The organism is Pseudomonas sp. B392_1p, from assembly GCF_052245235.1.
Taxonomy (GTDB): Bacteria; Pseudomonadota; Gammaproteobacteria; order Pseudomonadales; family Pseudomonadaceae; genus Serpens; species Serpens gallinarum.
The window spans coordinates 219,960-236,762 of sequence record NZ_JBQPXM010000002.1 but is presented as its reverse complement, the minus strand read 5'-3'; the positions used below and the strand labels follow the sequence as shown (position 1 = coordinate 236,762).

12 protein-coding genes and 2 pseudogenes are annotated in these 16,803 nt (G+C 61.3%); 6 read left to right on the top strand and 8 right to left on the bottom strand.

Annotated features, from left to right (window positions below):
* Positions 1-22: 22 nt before the first annotated feature.
* The gene (gene rmf / locus ACTV8E_RS03360) at positions 23-238 is read right to left on the bottom strand and encodes a ribosome modulation factor (RefSeq protein ID WP_251837387.1); all 216 of its coding nucleotides are present in this window, start codon (positions 236-238) and stop codon (positions 23-25) included.
* A 407-nt stretch (positions 239-645) separates the two neighbouring features.
* On the opposite strand from rmf, the gene rlmKL reads away from it, so the two are divergent.
* The 3 genes and pseudogenes from rlmKL (at position 646) to ACTV8E_RS03345 (ending at position 5,175) form a co-directional block, all read left to right on the top strand.
* A complete protein-coding gene (gene rlmKL / locus ACTV8E_RS03355; protein ID WP_443198478.1) occupies positions 646-2,853 on the top strand; it encodes a bifunctional 23S rRNA (guanine(2069)-N(7))-methyltransferase RlmK/23S rRNA (guanine(2445)-N(2))-methyltransferase RlmL in 2,208 nt (735 codons plus the stop codon).
* A gap of 300 nt (positions 2,854-3,153) precedes the next feature.
* Positions 3,154-4,308, top strand: a pseudogene (locus ACTV8E_RS03350) (nitrate- and nitrite sensing domain-containing protein); the annotation flags it as partial.
* The gene (locus tag ACTV8E_RS03345) at positions 4,309-5,175 is read left to right on the top strand and encodes a methyl-accepting chemotaxis protein (protein ID WP_443198663.1); all 867 of its coding nucleotides are present in this window, start codon (positions 4,309-4,311) and stop codon (positions 5,173-5,175) included. It abuts the pseudogene before it with no gap.
* A 27-nt stretch (positions 5,176-5,202) separates the two neighbouring features.
* On the opposite strand, the gene ACTV8E_RS03340 is transcribed toward ACTV8E_RS03345, so the two are convergent.
* From ACTV8E_RS03340 to ACTV8E_RS03330, 3 genes are all read right to left on the bottom strand, one after another.
* Complete coding sequence (locus ACTV8E_RS03340) at positions 5,203-5,901, bottom strand: pirin family protein (protein WP_443198477.1); 699 nt, start codon at positions 5,899-5,901, stop codon at positions 5,203-5,205.
* Between the two features lie 185 nt (positions 5,902-6,086).
* Positions 6,087-6,557 carry a MaoC family dehydratase gene (locus ACTV8E_RS03335; protein ID WP_443198476.1) on the bottom strand — a complete coding sequence of 157 codons (471 nt, stop codon included), beginning with the start codon at positions 6,555-6,557 and terminating at the stop codon, positions 6,087-6,089.
* Positions 6,554-7,507: a lysophospholipase gene (locus tag ACTV8E_RS03330; RefSeq protein ID WP_443198475.1), complete on the bottom strand. Its 954-nt coding sequence runs from the start codon at positions 7,505-7,507 to the stop codon at positions 6,554-6,556. The genes ACTV8E_RS03335 and ACTV8E_RS03330 overlap by 4 nt, the downstream gene beginning before the upstream one ends.
* A 362-nt stretch (positions 7,508-7,869) precedes the next feature.
* On the opposite strand from ACTV8E_RS03330, the gene fadD1 reads away from it, so the two are divergent.
* From fadD1 to ACTV8E_RS03315, 3 genes and pseudogenes are all read left to right on the top strand, one after another.
* Entirely contained in the window at positions 7,870-9,558 is a 1,689-nt protein-coding gene (gene fadD1, locus ACTV8E_RS03325) for a long-chain-fatty-acid--CoA ligase FadD1 (RefSeq protein WP_251837381.1), read from the top strand.
* 195 nt (positions 9,559-9,753) lie between these two features.
* Positions 9,754-10,533: pseudogene (locus ACTV8E_RS03320) on the top strand (cache domain-containing protein); the annotation flags it as partial.
* A gap of 78 nt (positions 10,534-10,611) precedes the next feature.
* The gene (locus ACTV8E_RS03315) at positions 10,612-11,439 is read left to right on the top strand and encodes a methyl-accepting chemotaxis protein (protein WP_433962716.1); all 828 of its coding nucleotides are present in this window, start codon (positions 10,612-10,614) and stop codon (positions 11,437-11,439) included.
* A 66-nt stretch (positions 11,440-11,505) separates the two neighbouring features.
* Here the strand turns inward: ACTV8E_RS03315 and ACTV8E_RS03310 are convergent, their stop codons facing one another.
* From ACTV8E_RS03310 to atuD, 4 genes are all read right to left on the bottom strand, one after another.
* Positions 11,506-12,330, bottom strand: coding sequence for an SDR family oxidoreductase (locus ACTV8E_RS03310; RefSeq protein ID WP_443198474.1), 825 nt, complete (start codon positions 12,328-12,330; stop codon positions 11,506-11,508).
* A gap of 196 nt (positions 12,331-12,526) precedes the next feature.
* A complete protein-coding gene (locus tag ACTV8E_RS03305) occupies positions 12,527-14,515 on the bottom strand; it encodes an acetyl/propionyl/methylcrotonyl-CoA carboxylase subunit alpha (RefSeq protein ID WP_443198473.1) in 1,989 nt (662 codons plus the stop codon).
* Between the two features lie 184 nt (positions 14,516-14,699).
* A complete protein-coding gene (locus tag ACTV8E_RS03300; protein ID WP_443198472.1) occupies positions 14,700-15,494 on the bottom strand; it encodes an enoyl-CoA hydratase/isomerase family protein in 795 nt (264 codons plus the stop codon).
* A 122-nt stretch (positions 15,495-15,616) separates the two neighbouring features.
* Positions 15,617-16,777 carry a citronellyl-CoA dehydrogenase gene (gene atuD, locus ACTV8E_RS03295; RefSeq protein ID WP_443198471.1) on the bottom strand — a complete coding sequence of 387 codons (1,161 nt, stop codon included), beginning with the start codon at positions 16,775-16,777 and terminating at the stop codon, positions 15,617-15,619.
* Between the last annotated feature and the right edge of the window lie 26 nt (positions 16,778-16,803).

Sequence of the window (16,803 nt, the reverse complement as noted above, 5' to 3'; positions counted from 1 at the left end):
AAAAATCAATTGGGCTGGGGTGTCAGCCGACCGCGTTAAGTTGATTCAAGCGGTGAATACCGGCGGTGCCGGTGAATCCGTCCCATTGGTCGCCACGACCTTCGCGCCAGCCATTGATCCAGGCTTGACGTGTGGAGGGAAGGGTAAAAGGACACAGGTCGCGGGATTTGCCATGTATGCCATGCTGATAACCGCGCAGAAAGGCTCGTTCCATCGGATCACGTTTAAGTCGTCTCATCGGGTATTGCCCTCACTCGTTGACTGTGATGTCCATACGCCTCATGGCGAGGCTGTGCAGCTTTTTAGCTGCGTCGAGGTCCGTTGCCGGCGTAACCGACCTCAAGGCAAGCGACATTGCATCGTTGCCTTGGTTGATGTTTTAACCAAAGCCTTGAGGCCTGTGAATGATCGATTAGGCATAACGACCCATTGATTTGCTGGATGCGCACATAAGCCGGGTTCGCTTGCGGCCGATCCTTTCAGGCAAAGCTGCGTGGCTGACGGCCAAGGAGCGGCACGGCTCATGACAATGTAGCTCTCAGGCCCCGACACGTTTTCCGACGTAGGGAGGGCTGAATAATTGTTTCAATTTCTTACAGCCTCGAAAGCGAGGCTTTTCGCGCCTTAAGGCCTTGGATAGTCGACATGTCGGACCGCTACGAACTATATCTCACCTGCCCAAAGAGCCTCGAAGGCTTGCTCCTGGATGAAGCGCGCGGGCTTGGCCTGGAGGAGGCGCGTGAGCACACCGCCGCTGTGCACGGGGTGGCGGAGCTGGAAACCGCTTACCGCCTGTGCTTGTGGTCGCGCCTGGCCAACCGCGTTTTGCTGGTACTGGCGCGTTTTCCCGTGCAGAACGCCGAGGAAATGTACCAAGGCGTGCATGCCGTGGACTGGAGTGAGCATTTATCGCCTACCGGCAGCCTGGCCGTTGAATTCAGCGGCCGTGGCGCCGGCATCGACAACACCCATTTCGGTGCCCTGAAGGTCAAGGATGCGATTGTCGACCGTCTGCGCACCGCCACTGGCGAGCGTCCCTCGGTGGACAAGTTCAGCCCTGACATTCGAGTGCACCTGCGGCTGGACAAGGGCGAGGCGATCCTCTCCTTGGACCTGTCCGGGCACAGCCTGCATCAGCGCGGCTACCGCCTGCAGCAGGGTGCCGCGCCGCTCAAGGAAAACCTTGCCGCCGCGATTCTGATCCGTGCCGGCTGGCCGCGCATCGCCGCCGCCGGCGGGGCACTGGCCGACCCGATGTGCGGGGTTGGTACGTTCCTGGTCGAGGCCGGCATGATGGCCGCCGATCTTGCGCCGAACCTCAAGCGCGAACACTGGGGCTTCTCCAATTGGCTGGGCCATGTGCCGGCGCTGTGGAACCGCTTGCACGCCGAGGCCGAGGAGCGTGCACGCATCGGCCTGAGCAAGCCGCCGTTGTGGATTCGTGGCTATGAAGCCGATCCGCGGCTGATCCAGCCGGGGCGCAACAACATCGAGCGCGCGGGGCTGGGTAACTGGATTCGTATTTACCAGGGCGAACTCGCCACTTTCGAGCCGCGCCCGGACCAGAACCAGACCGGCCTGGTGGTGTGCAACCCGCCCTATGGCGAGCGCCTGGGCGACGAAGCGAGCCTGTTGTACCTCTACCAGAATCTTGGCGAGCGCCTGCGTCAGGCGTGCCTGAACTGGGACGCGGCGATTTTCACCGGCGCGCCCGAGCTGGGCAAGCGCATGGGCATTCGCAGCCACAAACAGTACGCCTTCTGGAACGGTGCGCTGCCCTGCAAGCTATTGCTGATCAACGTCAAGCCGGACCAGTTCGTCACGGGCGAGCGACGCAGCCGTGCCGAGCGGGCTGAACGAGCAGAGCGCATCGAAGCGGGCGAAGCAGCCCCTGTGACCCATGAAGCGGCGCGCCTCTCCGAAGGCGGGCAGATGTTCGCCAACCGCTTGCAGAAAAACCTCAAACAGCTCGGCAAATGGGCCAAGAAAGCCGGCGTCGAGTGCTATCGCTTGTACGACGCTGACATGCCGGAATATGCCCTGGCCGTGGACCTGTATGGCGACTGGGTGCATGTGCAGGAATACGCCCCGCCCCGCTCCATTGACCCGGACAAGGCGCAGGCCCGCCTGCTCGACGCCCTGGCCGCAATTCCGGTAGCGCTAGGCATTGCCGCCGACAAGGTGATGATCAAGCGCCGCGAGCGGCAGACCGGCACGCGTCAGTACGAGCGGCACGCGACCCAGGGCGAGTTTTTGCAGGTCAACGAGGGCGGCGTCAAGCTGCTGGTCAACCTCACGGATTATTTGGACACGGGGTTGTTTCTCGATCATCGCCCGCTGCGCCTGCGTCTGCAGAAGGAGGCCGCCGGCAAGCGTTTCCTCAACCTGTTCTGCTACACCGCCACGGCCACCGTGCACGCCGCCAAGGGCGGTGCGCGCAGCACCACCAGCGTGGACCTGTCCAAAACCTACCTGGATTGGGCACGGCGCAACCTGTCGCTGAACGGTTATTCGGACAAGCACCGCCTGGAGCAGGGCGATGTGATGGCCTGGCTGGCCGAGGATCGCGGCGAGTACGAACTGATTTTCATCGACCCGCCGACCTTCTCCAACTCCAAGCGCATGGAAGGCGTGTTCGATGTACAGCGCGACCACGTGCAATTGATCGACCTGGCCATGGCCCGTCTGGCGCCTGGCGGCGTGCTGTATTTCTCCAATAACTTCCGCAAGTTTCAGCTCGACGAAAGCCTGCCGGCGCGGTATCAGGTGGAGGACATCAGCACCGACACAATCGATCCGGACTTCGCCCGCAATCCACGAATCCACAAGGCATGGCGGATTACGTTGCGCTGATTCCGACTCAGGCGTAAGCCGCCTTTGCGGTGGCTTGGCCGGAGCACGCGGTTGTGTCTGCAAACACAACTTCGGCTCAAGCTCGGCCCCCACGCGGGGATGGACTTCGGGCCGGTTTCTGTATGGGAACCGTACCTCATAGCCAATGTAGGGTTCTGTGATTCGATGGCGCAATGCCATCTTGATCGCTATCAAGGGCAAAGCCAGGCCCGGCGCGTACCTTGCCTCGCAATTCTGAATATTGTTAGCGTGCTTGCTTTCCCTTGGCCGGCAGTTGGCAATTCATTGTGAGCCTGCGCTATGAAAAGACTGTTTTGGCCTGCCGAAGCATTAATGAATCGTTTGAACTATCCACTCAAGTTCGGGGTGGTTGGCTTGCTGGTGCTGATGGCCTTCGCAGCCCTGATGCTGACCATCACCGAGCAGTTCACGGCCACCATCAATCGTTCGCAGAGCGAATTGATCGCCTTGGATTTGTCTCGACCACTGTCCACTGTGGTGGAACTGACACAACAACATCGTGGGCTTTCCGCTCGGGTGCTGGGCGGCGACGATGGGGTAGTGCAACAGCGCCGCACGCGTGAAAAAGAAGTGGACGCCGCGCTGGAAACACTCACTGCCGCGCTGGATGACTATCTGCTTGGACAGCATCAGTGGCAGAGCCTCAAAACGGCTTGGCTGACAATCAAGCGCGAAGGGTCAGGCTGGAGCAGAGAGCGAAATTACGAAGCCCATACCACGCTGATCGACAACCTGCTGCGCTTTCAAACGCTATTTGCCGATGCGTACGGATTGACCTTCGATCCCGAGCCGGAAACCTACTACCTGATGACGGTGGCGGTGAATCGCCTACCGTATCTTTTGGAGCGCCTGGGGCGGTTGCGCGCCCTTGGTTCGGGAGTCCTGGCGCAGAGGCAGATAGAGGATCGCGAGCGCAGCGCACTGATTGTTCTGTCCGAAGAAATCAAGGCGGCCATGCGCAGCATGGAAGACAGCATTGCCAAGGTGGTTAGCCTGCATCCAGAGCTGAAAGAGCAGCTGGAGCGGGCCATGGCGATCCTGCAGGCAAGAAATGATGCTATCGGGGCTGTGGTCGAGGAGGTGGTGTACGAGGGGGATTTTGAAGGTGCCTCGGCTGATCGCTTCTTTGCAATGACCACCGAGGCAATCGGCATCGGCTATGAGCAGATGTACAGCGTGTTCTTGCCCGAACTCGACGCGCTGCTCAAGCAGCGTATCGCCGACGCCGAGCTTGAGTATTACCTGAACCTGACGATATTCCTCTTACTCCTGTCGATTGTTGGTTACCTGTCGGTGGGTGCCTGGTTGGCGGTGCTGGGCAGTATCCACGCGCTGCGACTGGGCAGTACGCAGTTGGCCTCTGGGGATCTCACGGCGCGCATCGACCTGAAGGCGCGGGATGAGTTGCGTGTTGTGGCCGGCAGTTTCAACGAAATGGCCGAGACCATGGGTAACCTGATCGCTCGCATCAAGGGTAACTCCGACCAGGTGGCGGATTCCGCCCACACGCTGGCCGCTGCCACCGGGCAGATCCGCGTTGCCTCGCAGAACCAGAGTGATGCCGCCTCGAGCATGGCGGCGGCGGTCGAGCAGATGACCGTGGGCATTGAACAGATTGCCCACAATGCCGGAAAAGCCGATTCGTTGGCCAATCGCTCCGGTGAGCTGTCGCGCGAAGGGGGCAGGCTGGTCGGCGCGGTGGTCGAGGACATCAGCGAGATCGCCCAGTCGGTGGCCAACTCGGCGCGCAGTGTCGAAGAGCTGGGTGAGCGTTCGGAACAGATTGGCACCATCGTGGCGGTGATCAGCGGTATTGCGGCGCAGACCAATCTGCTCGCTTTGAACGCTGCCATCGAGGCCGCGCGGGCTGGTGAGCAGGGGCGTGGGTTTGCCGTGGTGGCGGATGAGGTGCGCAAGCTGGCCGAGCGCACGGCCAACTCCACCGAGGAGATCGGTGCCATGGTCAAGGCTATTCAGGAAGGCACTCAAGTGGCTGTGAAAGGTATGGAGCAAGGCGTGCTGCGGGTCAATGAAGGTGTGATGCGGGCACGGCAAACCGGCGAGGCGATGGATGAGATCTACACCGCCGCCAATCAGGTGATGTCCACGGTCGTGGAGATTTCCAGCGCTTTGCGCGAACAAAGCGCCGCTTCGGCCGAAATTGCCGAGCAGGTCAGCATGATTGCGCGCATGGCCGAGGAGAACGATGAGGCGGTTGGCAGCAATCACCAGACCGCCAGTCGATTGGGCGAACTGGCCGATACGCTGCGGCAGAATGTCAGCCGCTTCAAGGCAAGCTAACAGGCGAAGGGGAGTCGACGTCGTGGCTCAGGCCACGTCGACCAGGATCACCTCGCTGTCTTCCAGAGCGCGCACGTCGATCAGCGCTTCGTCCTTGATCGCCACGCCGTCACCGGCTGCGGCGGCTATGCCGTTGATCTGCAAGGCGCCATGGGCGGCGACCAGATAGCCCTTGCGACCTTCGGCGAAACGGTACTCGGCGCTCTGCCCGGCATTCAGCGTGGCCGCGACCAGACGAGCCGACGTGCGGATCGGCAAGGCATCGTCATCGCCGGGCAAACCGCTGGCCAGCGTGACGAAAGTCCCGGCGCGCTCGCCCTTGGGAAACGGCTTGGTGCCCCAGCCCGGTTCGGCGCCACGGCTCTCGGGCATAATCCATATCTGGAAAATCTTGGTGGCGACATCTTCAAGGTTGTACTCGCTGTGGGCGATTCCGGTGCCGGCGCTCATTACCTGCACATCGCCCGCTACGGTACGGCCTTGGTTGCCAAGGTTGTCCTGGTGGGTAATGGCCCCTTCGCGCACATAGGTGATGATTTCCATGTCGCGGTGCGGGTGCGCCGGGAAGCCACTGTGAGGCGCGATGGTGTCGTCGTTCCACACCCTCAGCAGACCCCAGTGCATGCGTGCGGGGTCGTAATAGTCCGCGAAGGAAAAGTGATGCTTGGTATCCAGCCAGCCGTGGTGTGCGCCGCCGAGTTGCTGGAAGGGACGTACTTCGATCATGGGAGAGTCCTCATTGGGTTTGCCACGGCATGGTGCCGGGAATGAGGCCATGATCTATCGGAATCGAACTGATGATAAGCTCAAAATACGCCCTGATTTAATCAGGAAAGTTGATCTGTTTCGTTGCGAATAGCAGAGCTGGAACCATGCCGCTTCCCATTCAGGAAAGCGGCACCCAGGTGGGATCAACCAATGCTGATGGGCGGCAACTGAGGCAGCGTGACGGTTTGCTGACTGCGCGGCGCGAGGATTTCCGCTTCGCCGTCGACCACGATGTCATCGTTCTGATTCACTACCTGAGTTGCGATACGCACGCGAAACTTCGGCAGCTTTTCGAGAATTTCCAGGCGTACGGTCAGGGTGTCGCCGAACTTCACTGGGCGGGTGAATTTCATCGTCTGGCCGAGGTAGATGGTGCCCGGGCCGGGCAGGGTGCAGGCCACGGCGGCGCTGATCAGCGCTCCGCTGAACATGCCATGGGCGATACGCTCCTTGAAGATCGTGCCGGCAGCGAACTCGGCGTCCAGGTGCACGGGATTGTGGTCTCCGGACATGGCGGCGAACAGCTGGATGTCGCGTTCGCCCACTGTCTTGCTATAGGTGGCCTTTTGACCAACTTCGAGAGATTCATAAGGCGTATTGGTGAGTTGGGTCATGCGGTCTCCTTGGTTGGGTGGGAACGGCTGGCGGCCAGGGTCTGGTTCAGCCAGTCGATCAAAAAGAACGTGACGTTCGCGCGATTGGCTTCATGGAGCAACTCGTGGCGGGCGTCTGGATACAAATTCAGCTGTACGTGCCGCAGGCCGGCATGGCGCAATGCACAGGCAAGATCCTTCTGACGCTTGCCGGCACTGACCGGATCACATTCACCGCCGATGACCAGGATGGGTAGCCGGGCATCGATGCGGGCCAGCTGTGAAATGGGCGTGATTTCTTGCAGACCGCCGAGCAGGTCAATCCACAGCTGATTGGTGCAGCGGAAGCCGCACAGCGGGTCGGCAATATAAGCGTCCACCTGCGCTGCGTCACGGCTCAGCCAGTCGAAGGGTGTGCGGTTGGGTTTGAATGCCTTGTTGAACGAGCCGAACGACAGCCACTCGATCAAGGCGCTGCGCCCGAGCGGCCCCTGGCGCCAGCCTTCGAAGCGCGCAATGAGTCGGGCTGCGCGGTACAGCGATACGGGCTGATAATTGGAACCGGACAGGACGACCCCGTGCAGGCCGGCACTGTGGGTAAGCAAGTAGGCCTGAGCGATATAGCTGCCCATGCTGTGCCCGAACAGGAAAAGTGGGGTGTGGTGATGCTGGTGGTGTATCAGCTGTCGCAGTTGGTGCAAGTCATCTTGTACCCGCTGCCAGCCGCCATGGTGGGCGAAGTGGCCGACGATGCCGTGTTGGGCTGTCAGCCCATGGCCGCGTTGATCGAGGGCGTAAAGATCGATGCCATTCTCAGCCAATGCTTGGCCAAAGTCGGTATAGCGTCCACTGTGTTCGCCCATGCCGTGGGCCAGCATGACCACGGCGCGGGGCGTTGCGCCACTGCTCCAGTGATTCACATGCACCGGGACGTTGTCATGGGTGGTCAACGTGAAGGTCTGATGGTGCATGACGAATCCTTTGAAATAATGGCTGCATTGTAGAGCTGCCCAAGGGATGTTCCCAGCCGAGGTGCCGAATGCGAACCAACGCAGTTCTCTCTCTGCGGGTTTGCATGCCGGCAGGCAGTATGCCGAACGGCTGGCGCCAGGTTAGACGATAGATTAGTGTTAACACTCTAAACGTGACCGTAGGTCAATTTTTCGTCTTGTAGGTGACTGGAATTGCCATATTTGCTGTGGATGGCGCTTGGCAAAACTGCTAATCTCGGCCCGCTTTGTGGCCCTTGAAGGGCTCTGGACATATACAACAAGACCAACCGACAACCGTCATCAAGACGGTGAAGATAAGCTGAGCTTAGGAGTGGGCTTCCATGACCGAAAATTTCTGGAAGGACAAATATCCAGTAGGTATTCCTGCTGATATCAATGCCGATGAATACCCGAATATTCAGGCGGTATTGCAACAGTCCTGCCAACGCTTTGCCGACAAGCCCGCTTTCAGCAACCTGGGCAAGACCCTTACTTATGGCGAGTTGTATGAGCTCTCCGGTCACTTCGCCGCCTGGCTGCAGCAGCATACCGACCTGCAGCCGGGTGATCGTATCGCCGTGCAATTGCCCAACGTCCTGCAGTACCCGGTGGTGGTGTTCGGCGCCATGCGCGCCGGGCTGATCGTTGTGAATACCAACCCGCTGTACACCGCCCGCGAGATGGAGCATCAGTTCAACGATTCGGGTGCCAAGGCGCTGGTCTGCCTGGCCAACATGGCCCACCTGGCGGAGGTCGTGCTGCCCAAAACCGGCGTCAAGCACGTCATCGTCACCGAGGTGGGTGACATGCTGCCGCCGCTCAAGCGCCTCTTGGTCAACAGCGTGGTCAAGTACGTCAAGAAGATGGTGCCGGCCTACAGCCTCCCCCAGGCCATCAAACTGAACGATGCCCTGGCCAAGGGACGCGGCAAGTCGGTCAACGAAGCCTCGCCGGCCGCCAACGATGTTGCCGTATTGCAGTACACCGGCGGCACCACGGGCGTGGCCAAGGGCGCAATGCTGACCCATCGCAACCTGATCGCCAACATGCTCCAGTGCAAGGCGCTGATGGGGGCCACGCTCAATGAAGGCAGTGAAATTCTCATCGCCCCGTTGCCGCTCTACCATATCTACGCCTTTACCGTGCACTGCATGATGATGATGCTGACCGGTAACCATAACGTGCTGATCACCAACCCGCGCGACTTGCCGGCGATGATCAAGGACTTGGGCAACTTCAAGTTCACCGCCTTTGTGGGTCTCAATACCCTGTTTGTCGCCCTGTGCAACAACGAGGCATTCCGCCGACTGGATTTTTCCGGTTTGAAGCTGACCCTTTCCGGTGGCATGGCCCTGCAATTGGCAGCGGCTGAGCGGTGGAAGGAGGTTACTGGCTGCGCCATCTGTGAAGGTTACGGCATGACCGAAACCAGCCCAGTAGTCACGGTTAATCCGATTCAAAATATCCAGGTCGGCACCATCGGCATCCCGGTTCCCTCCACCAGCTGCAAGGTGATCGACGAAGAAGGCAACGACCTGCCGTTTGGCGAGCGGGGCGAGCTCTGTGCCAAAGGCCCGCAGGTAATGAAAGGCTACTGGCAGCGCCAGGAAGCCACCGATGAAGTGCTCAGCGCCGATGGCTGGCTGCAGACCGGTGATATAGCTGTCATCCAGCCGGACGGTTTCATCCGCATCGTCGACCGCAAGAAGGACATGATCCTGGTGTCCGGCTTCAACGTGTATCCGAACGAACTGGAAGATGTGCTGGCCACCTTGCCGGGTGTGCTGCAGTGCGCCGCGATTGGCGTGCCGGATGAGCGTACCGGCGAGGCGATCAAGGTCTTCGTGGTGGTCAAGCCGGGTGCCAGCCTGACCAAGGAGCAAGTCATGCAGCACATGCACGACAACCTCACCGGTTACAAGCGGCCCAAACAGGTCGAGTTCCGCGACAGCCTGCCGATGACCAACGTCGGTAAGATCCTGCGCCGCGAGCTGCGTGATGAAGAGCTGAAAAAAGTCGCCATGGCGTAACTCCCGGCGAAGACAACAAAACCCCGCTCCGGCGGGGTTTTGCCGTTTAGGCGGGTCCAGATTTCACGCGGTTACAGCCTGAAGGTGCGCGAGCAAATTTTGGTCGAGTTTTAGCAAATCTGACCGATAACCAAGAGAGGCTTAAATTCGCCGCGGAGCGGCGAGAAAACAACATTGCACTCCTAGGAATGAAACATGCTGTCAATGCTGCGATTGAGATCAAAACTACTGCTTCTGGCCCTGGGGCCGATTTTACTGTTGGCCATTATGTTGAGCGCTGTTTCCGTCGTGATGCTGCAGCAACTGGCAGACCAGCAGGAAGCCCAAACCCGCGAAAACCTGCAAAAAGACCGCCGTGTTGAACTCCAGCATTACGTGGAGATGGCCTATGTGATGATCGAACCGATCTATCAGGCCTCCGCAGCCAACGACATGGATGCTCGGGCCGAAGCGGTCAACCAGCTGAAGAAGCTGAACTACGGCAAGGAGGGGTATTTCTGGGGCTACGATAGCAAGACCCTTCGCCTGTTCCAGGGCAGCACCGAAGACAAGATTGGCGAGAGTTTCTACAACTTTCAGGATGCCACGGGTGGCTATCCGATCCGCGAACTGGTCAGGGCAGGGATGGATGGCAGCCACTATGTGAATTACTCCTTCGTGCTGGGTGCCGAGCGGGTGCTGGTCCCCAAGATCGGTTACTCGATGTATTTGCCGAAGTGGGACATGGTGTTCGGTACCGCATTGAACCTCGACGGCCTTGAGCTGGATGTCGCCAATGCCCGCGCCGTGTTCGAGCAGCGTATCGATCACCTGCTGCTGGTCATGATGGCCTCGGCCATTGGATTGCTGGTGTTGATTGCAGCCATCACGGTTCCGCTGACCCGTTCGATCCTGCGGCCGCTGATGCTGATCAAGCAGAATCTCGACGACATGGCCGCAGGCGATGGCGATCTCACCCATCGGCTACCTGTTTCCGGTCAGGACGAACTGGGTGAGCTGGCGCGTTCATTCAACGCGTTCGTCGAGAAAATCCACACCCTGGTGAAGCAGGTAATGACGACCACTGGCCAACTGACGGGGTTGGTGGGCGAGGTGGCGAATCAGGCGCAGCGTTCCGAGCAAGCAATGACCGGTCAACGTCATGAGACCGATCAGGTGGCCACTGCCATCAACGAAATGTCAGCCGCCGCACAGGAAGTTGCCCAGAGTGCCCAGCGTGCCGCCGAAGCCGCACGGCAAACAGACGAGCAAGGCCAGTCGGCTCAGAAGGTCGTTAGCCTGAGCATTTCCCATATCCATGACCTGGTCACCGAAGTGAGCAGTAGCAGCGAATCCCTGGAAAGCTTGCGCGTGGATGTGCAGGGCATTGTCGGTGTGCTGGAGGTCATTCGTGCCATTGCCGAGCAGACCAACTTGCTGGCGCTCAACGCCGCCATCGAGGCAGCGCGGGCCGGTGAAGCGGGGCGTGGTTTTGCGGTGGTGGCCGACGAAGTACGTGCGCTGGCCAGTCGTACTCAGCAAAGCACCGGTGAGATCCAAAGCATGATCGACCGCCTGCAAAACACCACGGCCCAGTCCGTCAGCACCATGCAGCGGGTGACCTCGCGAGGCGAAAGCACCCGCGAGCAATCCAACCTGGCCGGCGAAGCGCTCAATACCATCTCGACGCTGATCGGCACCATCAACTCGATGAACGCGCAGATCGCCAGCGCTGCCGAAGAGCAGACCGCGGTAGCCGAGGAGATCAACCGCAGCGTCCACCAGATTGCCGGGATCGTGGACGGTGTGGCGGATGACGCCGTTCAAGGCGCCCAGACGGCACGGGAACTGAACACCCTGGCTGAGCGCCTCAAGCGCCTGGTCGGACAATTCCGCGTCTGAGGCAGCGATGCGGGAGCCAGGACGGACTCCCGCAGCAGTAATTGAAGCCGTTCCAAACGGCTTCGATCACTCCAGATACAGATCCGGCATCAGCGATCCGCCGTTGCGGTCGTAGCGGTAGGGCTCGAAATCCTCGACGCCTCGTTCACGCAGGATATCTTCATCGATCAGCAATCGGCCCGTCAGGCTGCGCCCCTGGCTGCTCAGGATGGCATGAGCAGCATCGGCCATGATGGCTGGCGTACGAGCCTGCTTGAAGACCTGCTGGCCGCCCAGTTCATATTCGATGGCTGCGGTGGCGATCACCGTGCGTGGCCACAGCGCGTTGACGCTGATGCCGTACTTCTTGAATTCCTCGCTCATGCCCAGAGTCAGCATGCTCATGCCGTACTTGGTGGTGGTGTACGGGCCGTATTGGGCAAACCACTTGGGGTCGAGGTTGAGCGGCGGGGACAGGCTGAGAATGTGCCCGTTCGCGCTCTGCTTCAAGTAGGGCAGGGCAGCCTGGCTGCAGACCATCACCGCGCGGGTGTTGATCTGGAACATCAGGTCGTAGCGCTTGGGTTCCAGCTGCTCGACGCCTTGCAGGCGAATGGCCCCGGCGTTATTGACTAGCGCGTCGATGCCACCGAAACGTTCAGCCGCTTGGGCCATGGCGACCTTGACGGCGTTTTCGTCGCGTACATCCAGTTGCAGGGCCAACGCTTGACCACCGGCCGCTTCGACCTCCGCGGCCACGGAATGGATGGTCCCGGCCAGCTTGGGGTGGGGCTGGTCGCTCTTGGCGCCGATCACGATATTGGCGCCGTCTCGCGCGGCACGCAGGGCAATCTCGCGGCCAATGCCACGGCTGGCGCCAGTGATGAACAGGGTCTTGTCATGCAGGGTCATGGGATAGTCCTTTTTGACGGGCCATGAAAAAGGGAAGATCGCCGTGCGGTCCTCCCTTCGTTCTTTCACCAGCCTAGATCAGGCTCCAGGTCGTATTTCGGCAATCGTAGGGTGGATCGCGCTTCACCGATCCACCAGCGCGCCGTGCGCGCGATGGTGGACAAGGAAAGCGTTGTCCACCCTACGGTTCGCAAGCTCAGGCTTCGTCGGCTTCGATCTCCACCAGAATCTGGCGGTTCTTCACCTGGTCGCCCTTGCTGGCCTGCACCTTGCGCACGATGCCGTCGACGCCGGCTTTGAGCGGGTGCTCCATCTTCATGGCTTCCAGCACTACCAGCAATTGCCCCTTGCTGACCTTGGCGCCTTCTTCCACCAACACGTCGACAATCGCGCCATCCATGGGCGCCTTGACCGTACCGGAGCTGGCGGCGCTCAGGCCACCGGCCGGTTCATGGGTGACGTCGACCAGTTCCAGGTTGCCGTACTGACCGTACAGGTGCAGCGTATCGCCGTCCTGATGGTAGGCGACGCGGCGGCGAATGCCATCCTGTTCCAGGGTCAGCCAGCGGCCATCACTGGCCAGCAGCTTGAGTTCCACGCGGCCTTCGCCAACGGTGGCCCGCAGGCGCGGCTGACTGCCGGCTTCGAGGACGTCCAGCGCCACGCTGTAGCGGTTTTCGCCCTGCTTGAGCAGGAAGCGCCAGGGCGCACTGCCGGCACTGCGCCAGCCAGCCAGTTCGCCCTGGTGGGCGCGGCTGTTGGCCGAAGCCTGGTAGAGCAGGGCGGCGGCGGTGGCCAGTTCGGCCGCGGACGGCGCTTGCGGGCTCAGGCTGGGGTCTTCGTTGAAATGCTCGGCGATGAACGCGGTGGTCGCGTTGCCGGCGGCGAATTCGGCGTTGCTCAGCAGGTTGGCAAGGAAGCGCTGGTTGCCGTTGACGCCCAGCAGCACGCAGTTCTCTACCGCGCGCAACAGCTTGCGCCGTGCTTCTTCGCGGGTGGCGCCATAGGCGATCACCTTGGCCAGCATCGGGTCGTAGAACGGCGAGACGAGCTGGCCTTCCACCAGGCCGTGGTCGATGCGTACGCCGTCGCGCAGTTCCGGCTCCCAGCGCAGCACGGTACCGGTCTGCGGCAGGAAGTTCTTCGCCGCGTCCTCGGCGTACAGGCGCACTTCCATGGCGTGGCCGGTCAGGGTGATCTCGTCCTGCTTGAGGGGCAGCGGGTGGCCGGCAGCCGCCTGGATCTGCCAGGCGACCAGGTCCTGGCCGGTGATCAGTTCGGTCACCGGGTGCTCCACCTGCAGGCGGGTGTTCATTTCCAGGAAGAAGAACTCGCCGCTGGCATCCAGCAGGAATTCCACGGTGCCCGCGCCGACATAGTTCACCGAGGCGGCAGCCTTCACGGCGGCTTCACCCATGGCCTTGCGCAGGTCCGGGGTCATCACCGGGCAAGGGGCTTCCTCGACCACTTTCTGGTGACGGCGCTGCACGGAGCAGTCGCGTTCGCCCAGGTACACGATATTGCCGTGCTGGTCGCCAAACACCTGGATTTCAACGTGGCGCGGCCGAACCACGGCGCGCTCGATGATCAGCTCACCGGAGCCGAAGGCGTTTTGCGCTTCGGAGCGAGCGGTGCGGATCTGTGCGCTCAGTTCGCTGGCGTCGTGCACCAGGCGCATGCCGCGACCGCCGCCGCCGGCGCTGGCCTTGATCATCAGCGGGTAGCCGACGCGCTCGGCTTCGCGGATCAGGGTCTCGTCGTCCTGCGCGGCGCCTTCGTAACCCGGAATGCAGGGTACGCCGGCTTCGAGCATGGCGATCTTCGACAGGCGCTTGCTGCCCATCAGGTGGATGGCGTCCACGGTGGGGCCGATGAACACGATGCCGGCGGCTTCACAGGCGCGGGCGAAATCGGCGTTTTCGGAGAGGAAGCCGTAACCGGGGTGGATCGCATCGGCACCGGTTTTCTTCGCCGCGGCGATGATGTTGTCGATCACCAGGTAGGACTGGTTGACCTGCGCCGGGCCGATGCACACGGCTTCGTCAGCGACCTGGACGTGGCGTGCGCCGGCGTCGGCTTCGGAAAACACCGCGACGGTGCGGTAGCCGAGGTCCTGGGCGGTGCGCATCACCCGGCAGGCGATTTCGCCACGGTTGGCGATGAGGATCTTGTGGAATGCGGGCATGTTGTTTTTCTACTCCTGCCGTTAACTGTTGAGGTTGCCGTAACGCTGGGCCCGCTCGGCGGATCGCGCTTCATTGACCGCGCCGAGCGGTGTTCTGGTGGATGTGGAAAGCGACATCCACCCTACAAATGCATAGCCCGAGCGCCAGATAGGCAAGGTCGGTATTGCCAATGTGTTCGATCCGTTACAGCGCCCACTTCGGCGCGCGTTTCTGCACGAACGCCATGGTGCCTTCGATGCCCTCGGCACCGGTCACTGCGGCGGCGAACTGCTCGGCGGCGCTGTCCAGCAGCGAGCTCAGCGCCTGGGTTTCGGTTGCCAGCAGCAGTGCCTTGGTCTGGGCGTTGGCGCCGGGGGCGCATTTGCGTACCTGATCGAGGACTTCGGCCAGCCGTACATCCAGGTTTTCGCTGGACTCGCAGTAATGCACCAGGCCCAGATGCAAGGCTTCCAGACCATCGAAACGCGCAGCGGTCAAGGCCAGGCGACGGGCCTGGGTGAGGCCCACGCGCTTGACCACGAAGGGCGCGATCTGCGCCGGCAGAATGCCCAGGGTGGTTTCCGGCAGGCCGAATTTGCAGCTTTCGGCGGCGATGGCGATGTCGGAAATGCAGGCCAGGCCAAAACCGCCACCCAGCACGGCGCCTTCCAGCACGGCAATAACCACCTGGGGCGCAGTCTGGAATTCCTCCAGCATGGCGCCGAAGGCGCGGTTCAGTTCGCGGTAGGCGTTCGGGCCTTTGGCGCGGGCGCCGGCCATGTCCTTGATGTCGCCGCCGGCGCAGAAATGGCCGGCCGCGCCGCGCAGCACCAGCGCACGCACGTTGGCGTCATGGCGTACGCCTTCCAGCACCGCACGCAGTTCATGCACCATGGCCAGGCTCATGGCGTTGCGGCTGTCCGGGCGATTGAGGGTGACGTTCAGTACGCCAGCCTCCAGATTCAGTAGCAGCGTTTCGCAGTTGGGTAGATCGGCCATCACAGGCTCCTTGATGTATTCGCAAGGGGAGGGCAATCGTAGGGTGGATCACGCTTCATCGATCCACCAAGCGGGGCCGTGGTGGATGTAAAAACGACATCCACCCTACGGTGCTTCCGCTCTTAACCTTTCTTCTTGCCAGGCAGGGTGCCCATCATTTTGCAGATGATGCCGAGCATGATTTCGTCGGCACCGCCGCCGATGGACACCAGGCGCACGTCGCGGTAAGCGCGCGAGACCGGGTTGTCCCAGGTGAAGCCCATGCCGCCCCAGAACTGCAGGCAGCTGTCGGTGACTTCACGGCCCAGGCGGCCAGCTTTGAGCTTGGCCATGGAGGCCAGCTTGGTCACGTCGCGCCCCTTGATGTACTGCTCGGTGGCCTGGTAGACGAGGGCGCGCAGGGCTTCGATTTCGGTTTGCAGCTCAGCCAGGCGGAAGTGCACCGCCTGGTTGTTGATGACCGGCTGGCCGAAGGTGTGGCGCTGGCGGGTGTATTCGATGGTCTGGTCAACGCACAGCTCGAGACCCTTGATGATGTTGGCCGCGCCGAACAGGCGCTCTTCCTGGAACTGCAGCATCTGCATCATGAAGCCGGCGCCTTCGTGGCCAATGCGGTAGCGCTGCGGCACGCGCACGTCATCGAAGAACACCTGGGCAGTTTCCGAGGAACGCATGCCGAGCTTCTCGATGTGCGGGCTCAGGGTGATGCCGGGGGTGTTCATCGGCACCACAATCAGCGACTTGTTGACGTGGGGCTTGTCGTCGCTGGTGTTGGCCAGCAGGCAGATGAAGTCGGCTTGCGGGCTGTTGGTGATCCACATCTTGGCGCCGTTGATGACGTAGTCATCACCATCCTTGCGCGCGGTGGTCTTCAGCCCGGCCACGTCGGAACCGGCGCCGACCTCGGACACGCCGATGCAGCCGATCATGTCGCCGGCAATGGCCGGGGTCAGGAACTCTTCGCGCAGGGCATCGGAGCCGAAGCGCGCCAGTGCCGGGGTGCACATGTCGGTCTGCACGCCGATGGCCAGCGGTACGCCGCCGCAATGGGCGGTACCGAACTCTTCCGCGGCGACCACGGAGTAGCTGTAATCGAGGCCCATGCCTCCGAATTTCTCCGGCTTGGAGATGCCCAGCAGGCCCAGATCACCGGCCTTCTTGAACAGCTCGCGCATCGGGAAGCGCCCGTCTTTTTCCCACTCCTCGACGTGCGGGTTGATTTCCTTGTCGACGAAATTCTTGACTGTGCGGCGCAGTTCTTCGTGCTCTTGGGTGAAGTTCATTGTTGTTGTCCTTCTTGCGGAGTTCT

Coding starts and splice junctions, on each gene's coding strand:
- ACTV8E_RS03300 (WP_443198472.1), bottom strand. CDS start 15,494: ATGGCCGATCTACCCAACTGCGAAACGCTGCTACTGAATCTGGAGGCT.
- ACTV8E_RS03305 (WP_443198473.1), bottom strand. CDS start 14,515: ATGCCCGCATTCCACAAGATCCTCATCGCCAACCGTGGCGAAATCGCC.
- rlmKL (WP_443198478.1), top strand. CDS start 646: ATGTCGGACCGCTACGAACTATATCTCACCTGCCCAAAGAGCCTCGAA.
- ACTV8E_RS03345 (WP_443198663.1), top strand. CDS start 4,309: ATGGCCGAGACCATGGGTAACCTGATCGCTCGCATCAAGGGTAACTCC.
- ACTV8E_RS03340 (WP_443198477.1), bottom strand. CDS start 5,901: ATGATCGAAGTACGTCCCTTCCAGCAACTCGGCGGCGCACACCACGGC.
- ACTV8E_RS03315 (WP_433962716.1), top strand. CDS start 10,612: ATGACGACCACTGGCCAACTGACGGGGTTGGTGGGCGAGGTGGCGAAT.
- ACTV8E_RS03335 (WP_443198476.1), bottom strand. CDS start 6,557: ATGACCCAACTCACCAATACGCCTTATGAATCTCTCGAAGTTGGTCAA.
- ACTV8E_RS03310 (WP_443198474.1), bottom strand. CDS start 12,330: ATGACCCTGCATGACAAGACCCTGTTCATCACTGGCGCCAGCCGTGGC.
- fadD1 (WP_251837381.1), top strand. CDS start 7,870: ATGACCGAAAATTTCTGGAAGGACAAATATCCAGTAGGTATTCCTGCT.
- rmf (WP_251837387.1), bottom strand. CDS start 238: ATGAGACGACTTAAACGTGATCCGATGGAACGAGCCTTTCTGCGCGGT.
- ACTV8E_RS03330 (WP_443198475.1), bottom strand. CDS start 7,507: ATGCACCATCAGACCTTCACGTTGACCACCCATGACAACGTCCCGGTG.
- atuD (WP_443198471.1), bottom strand. CDS start 16,777: ATGAACTTCACCCAAGAGCACGAAGAACTGCGCCGCACAGTCAAGAAT.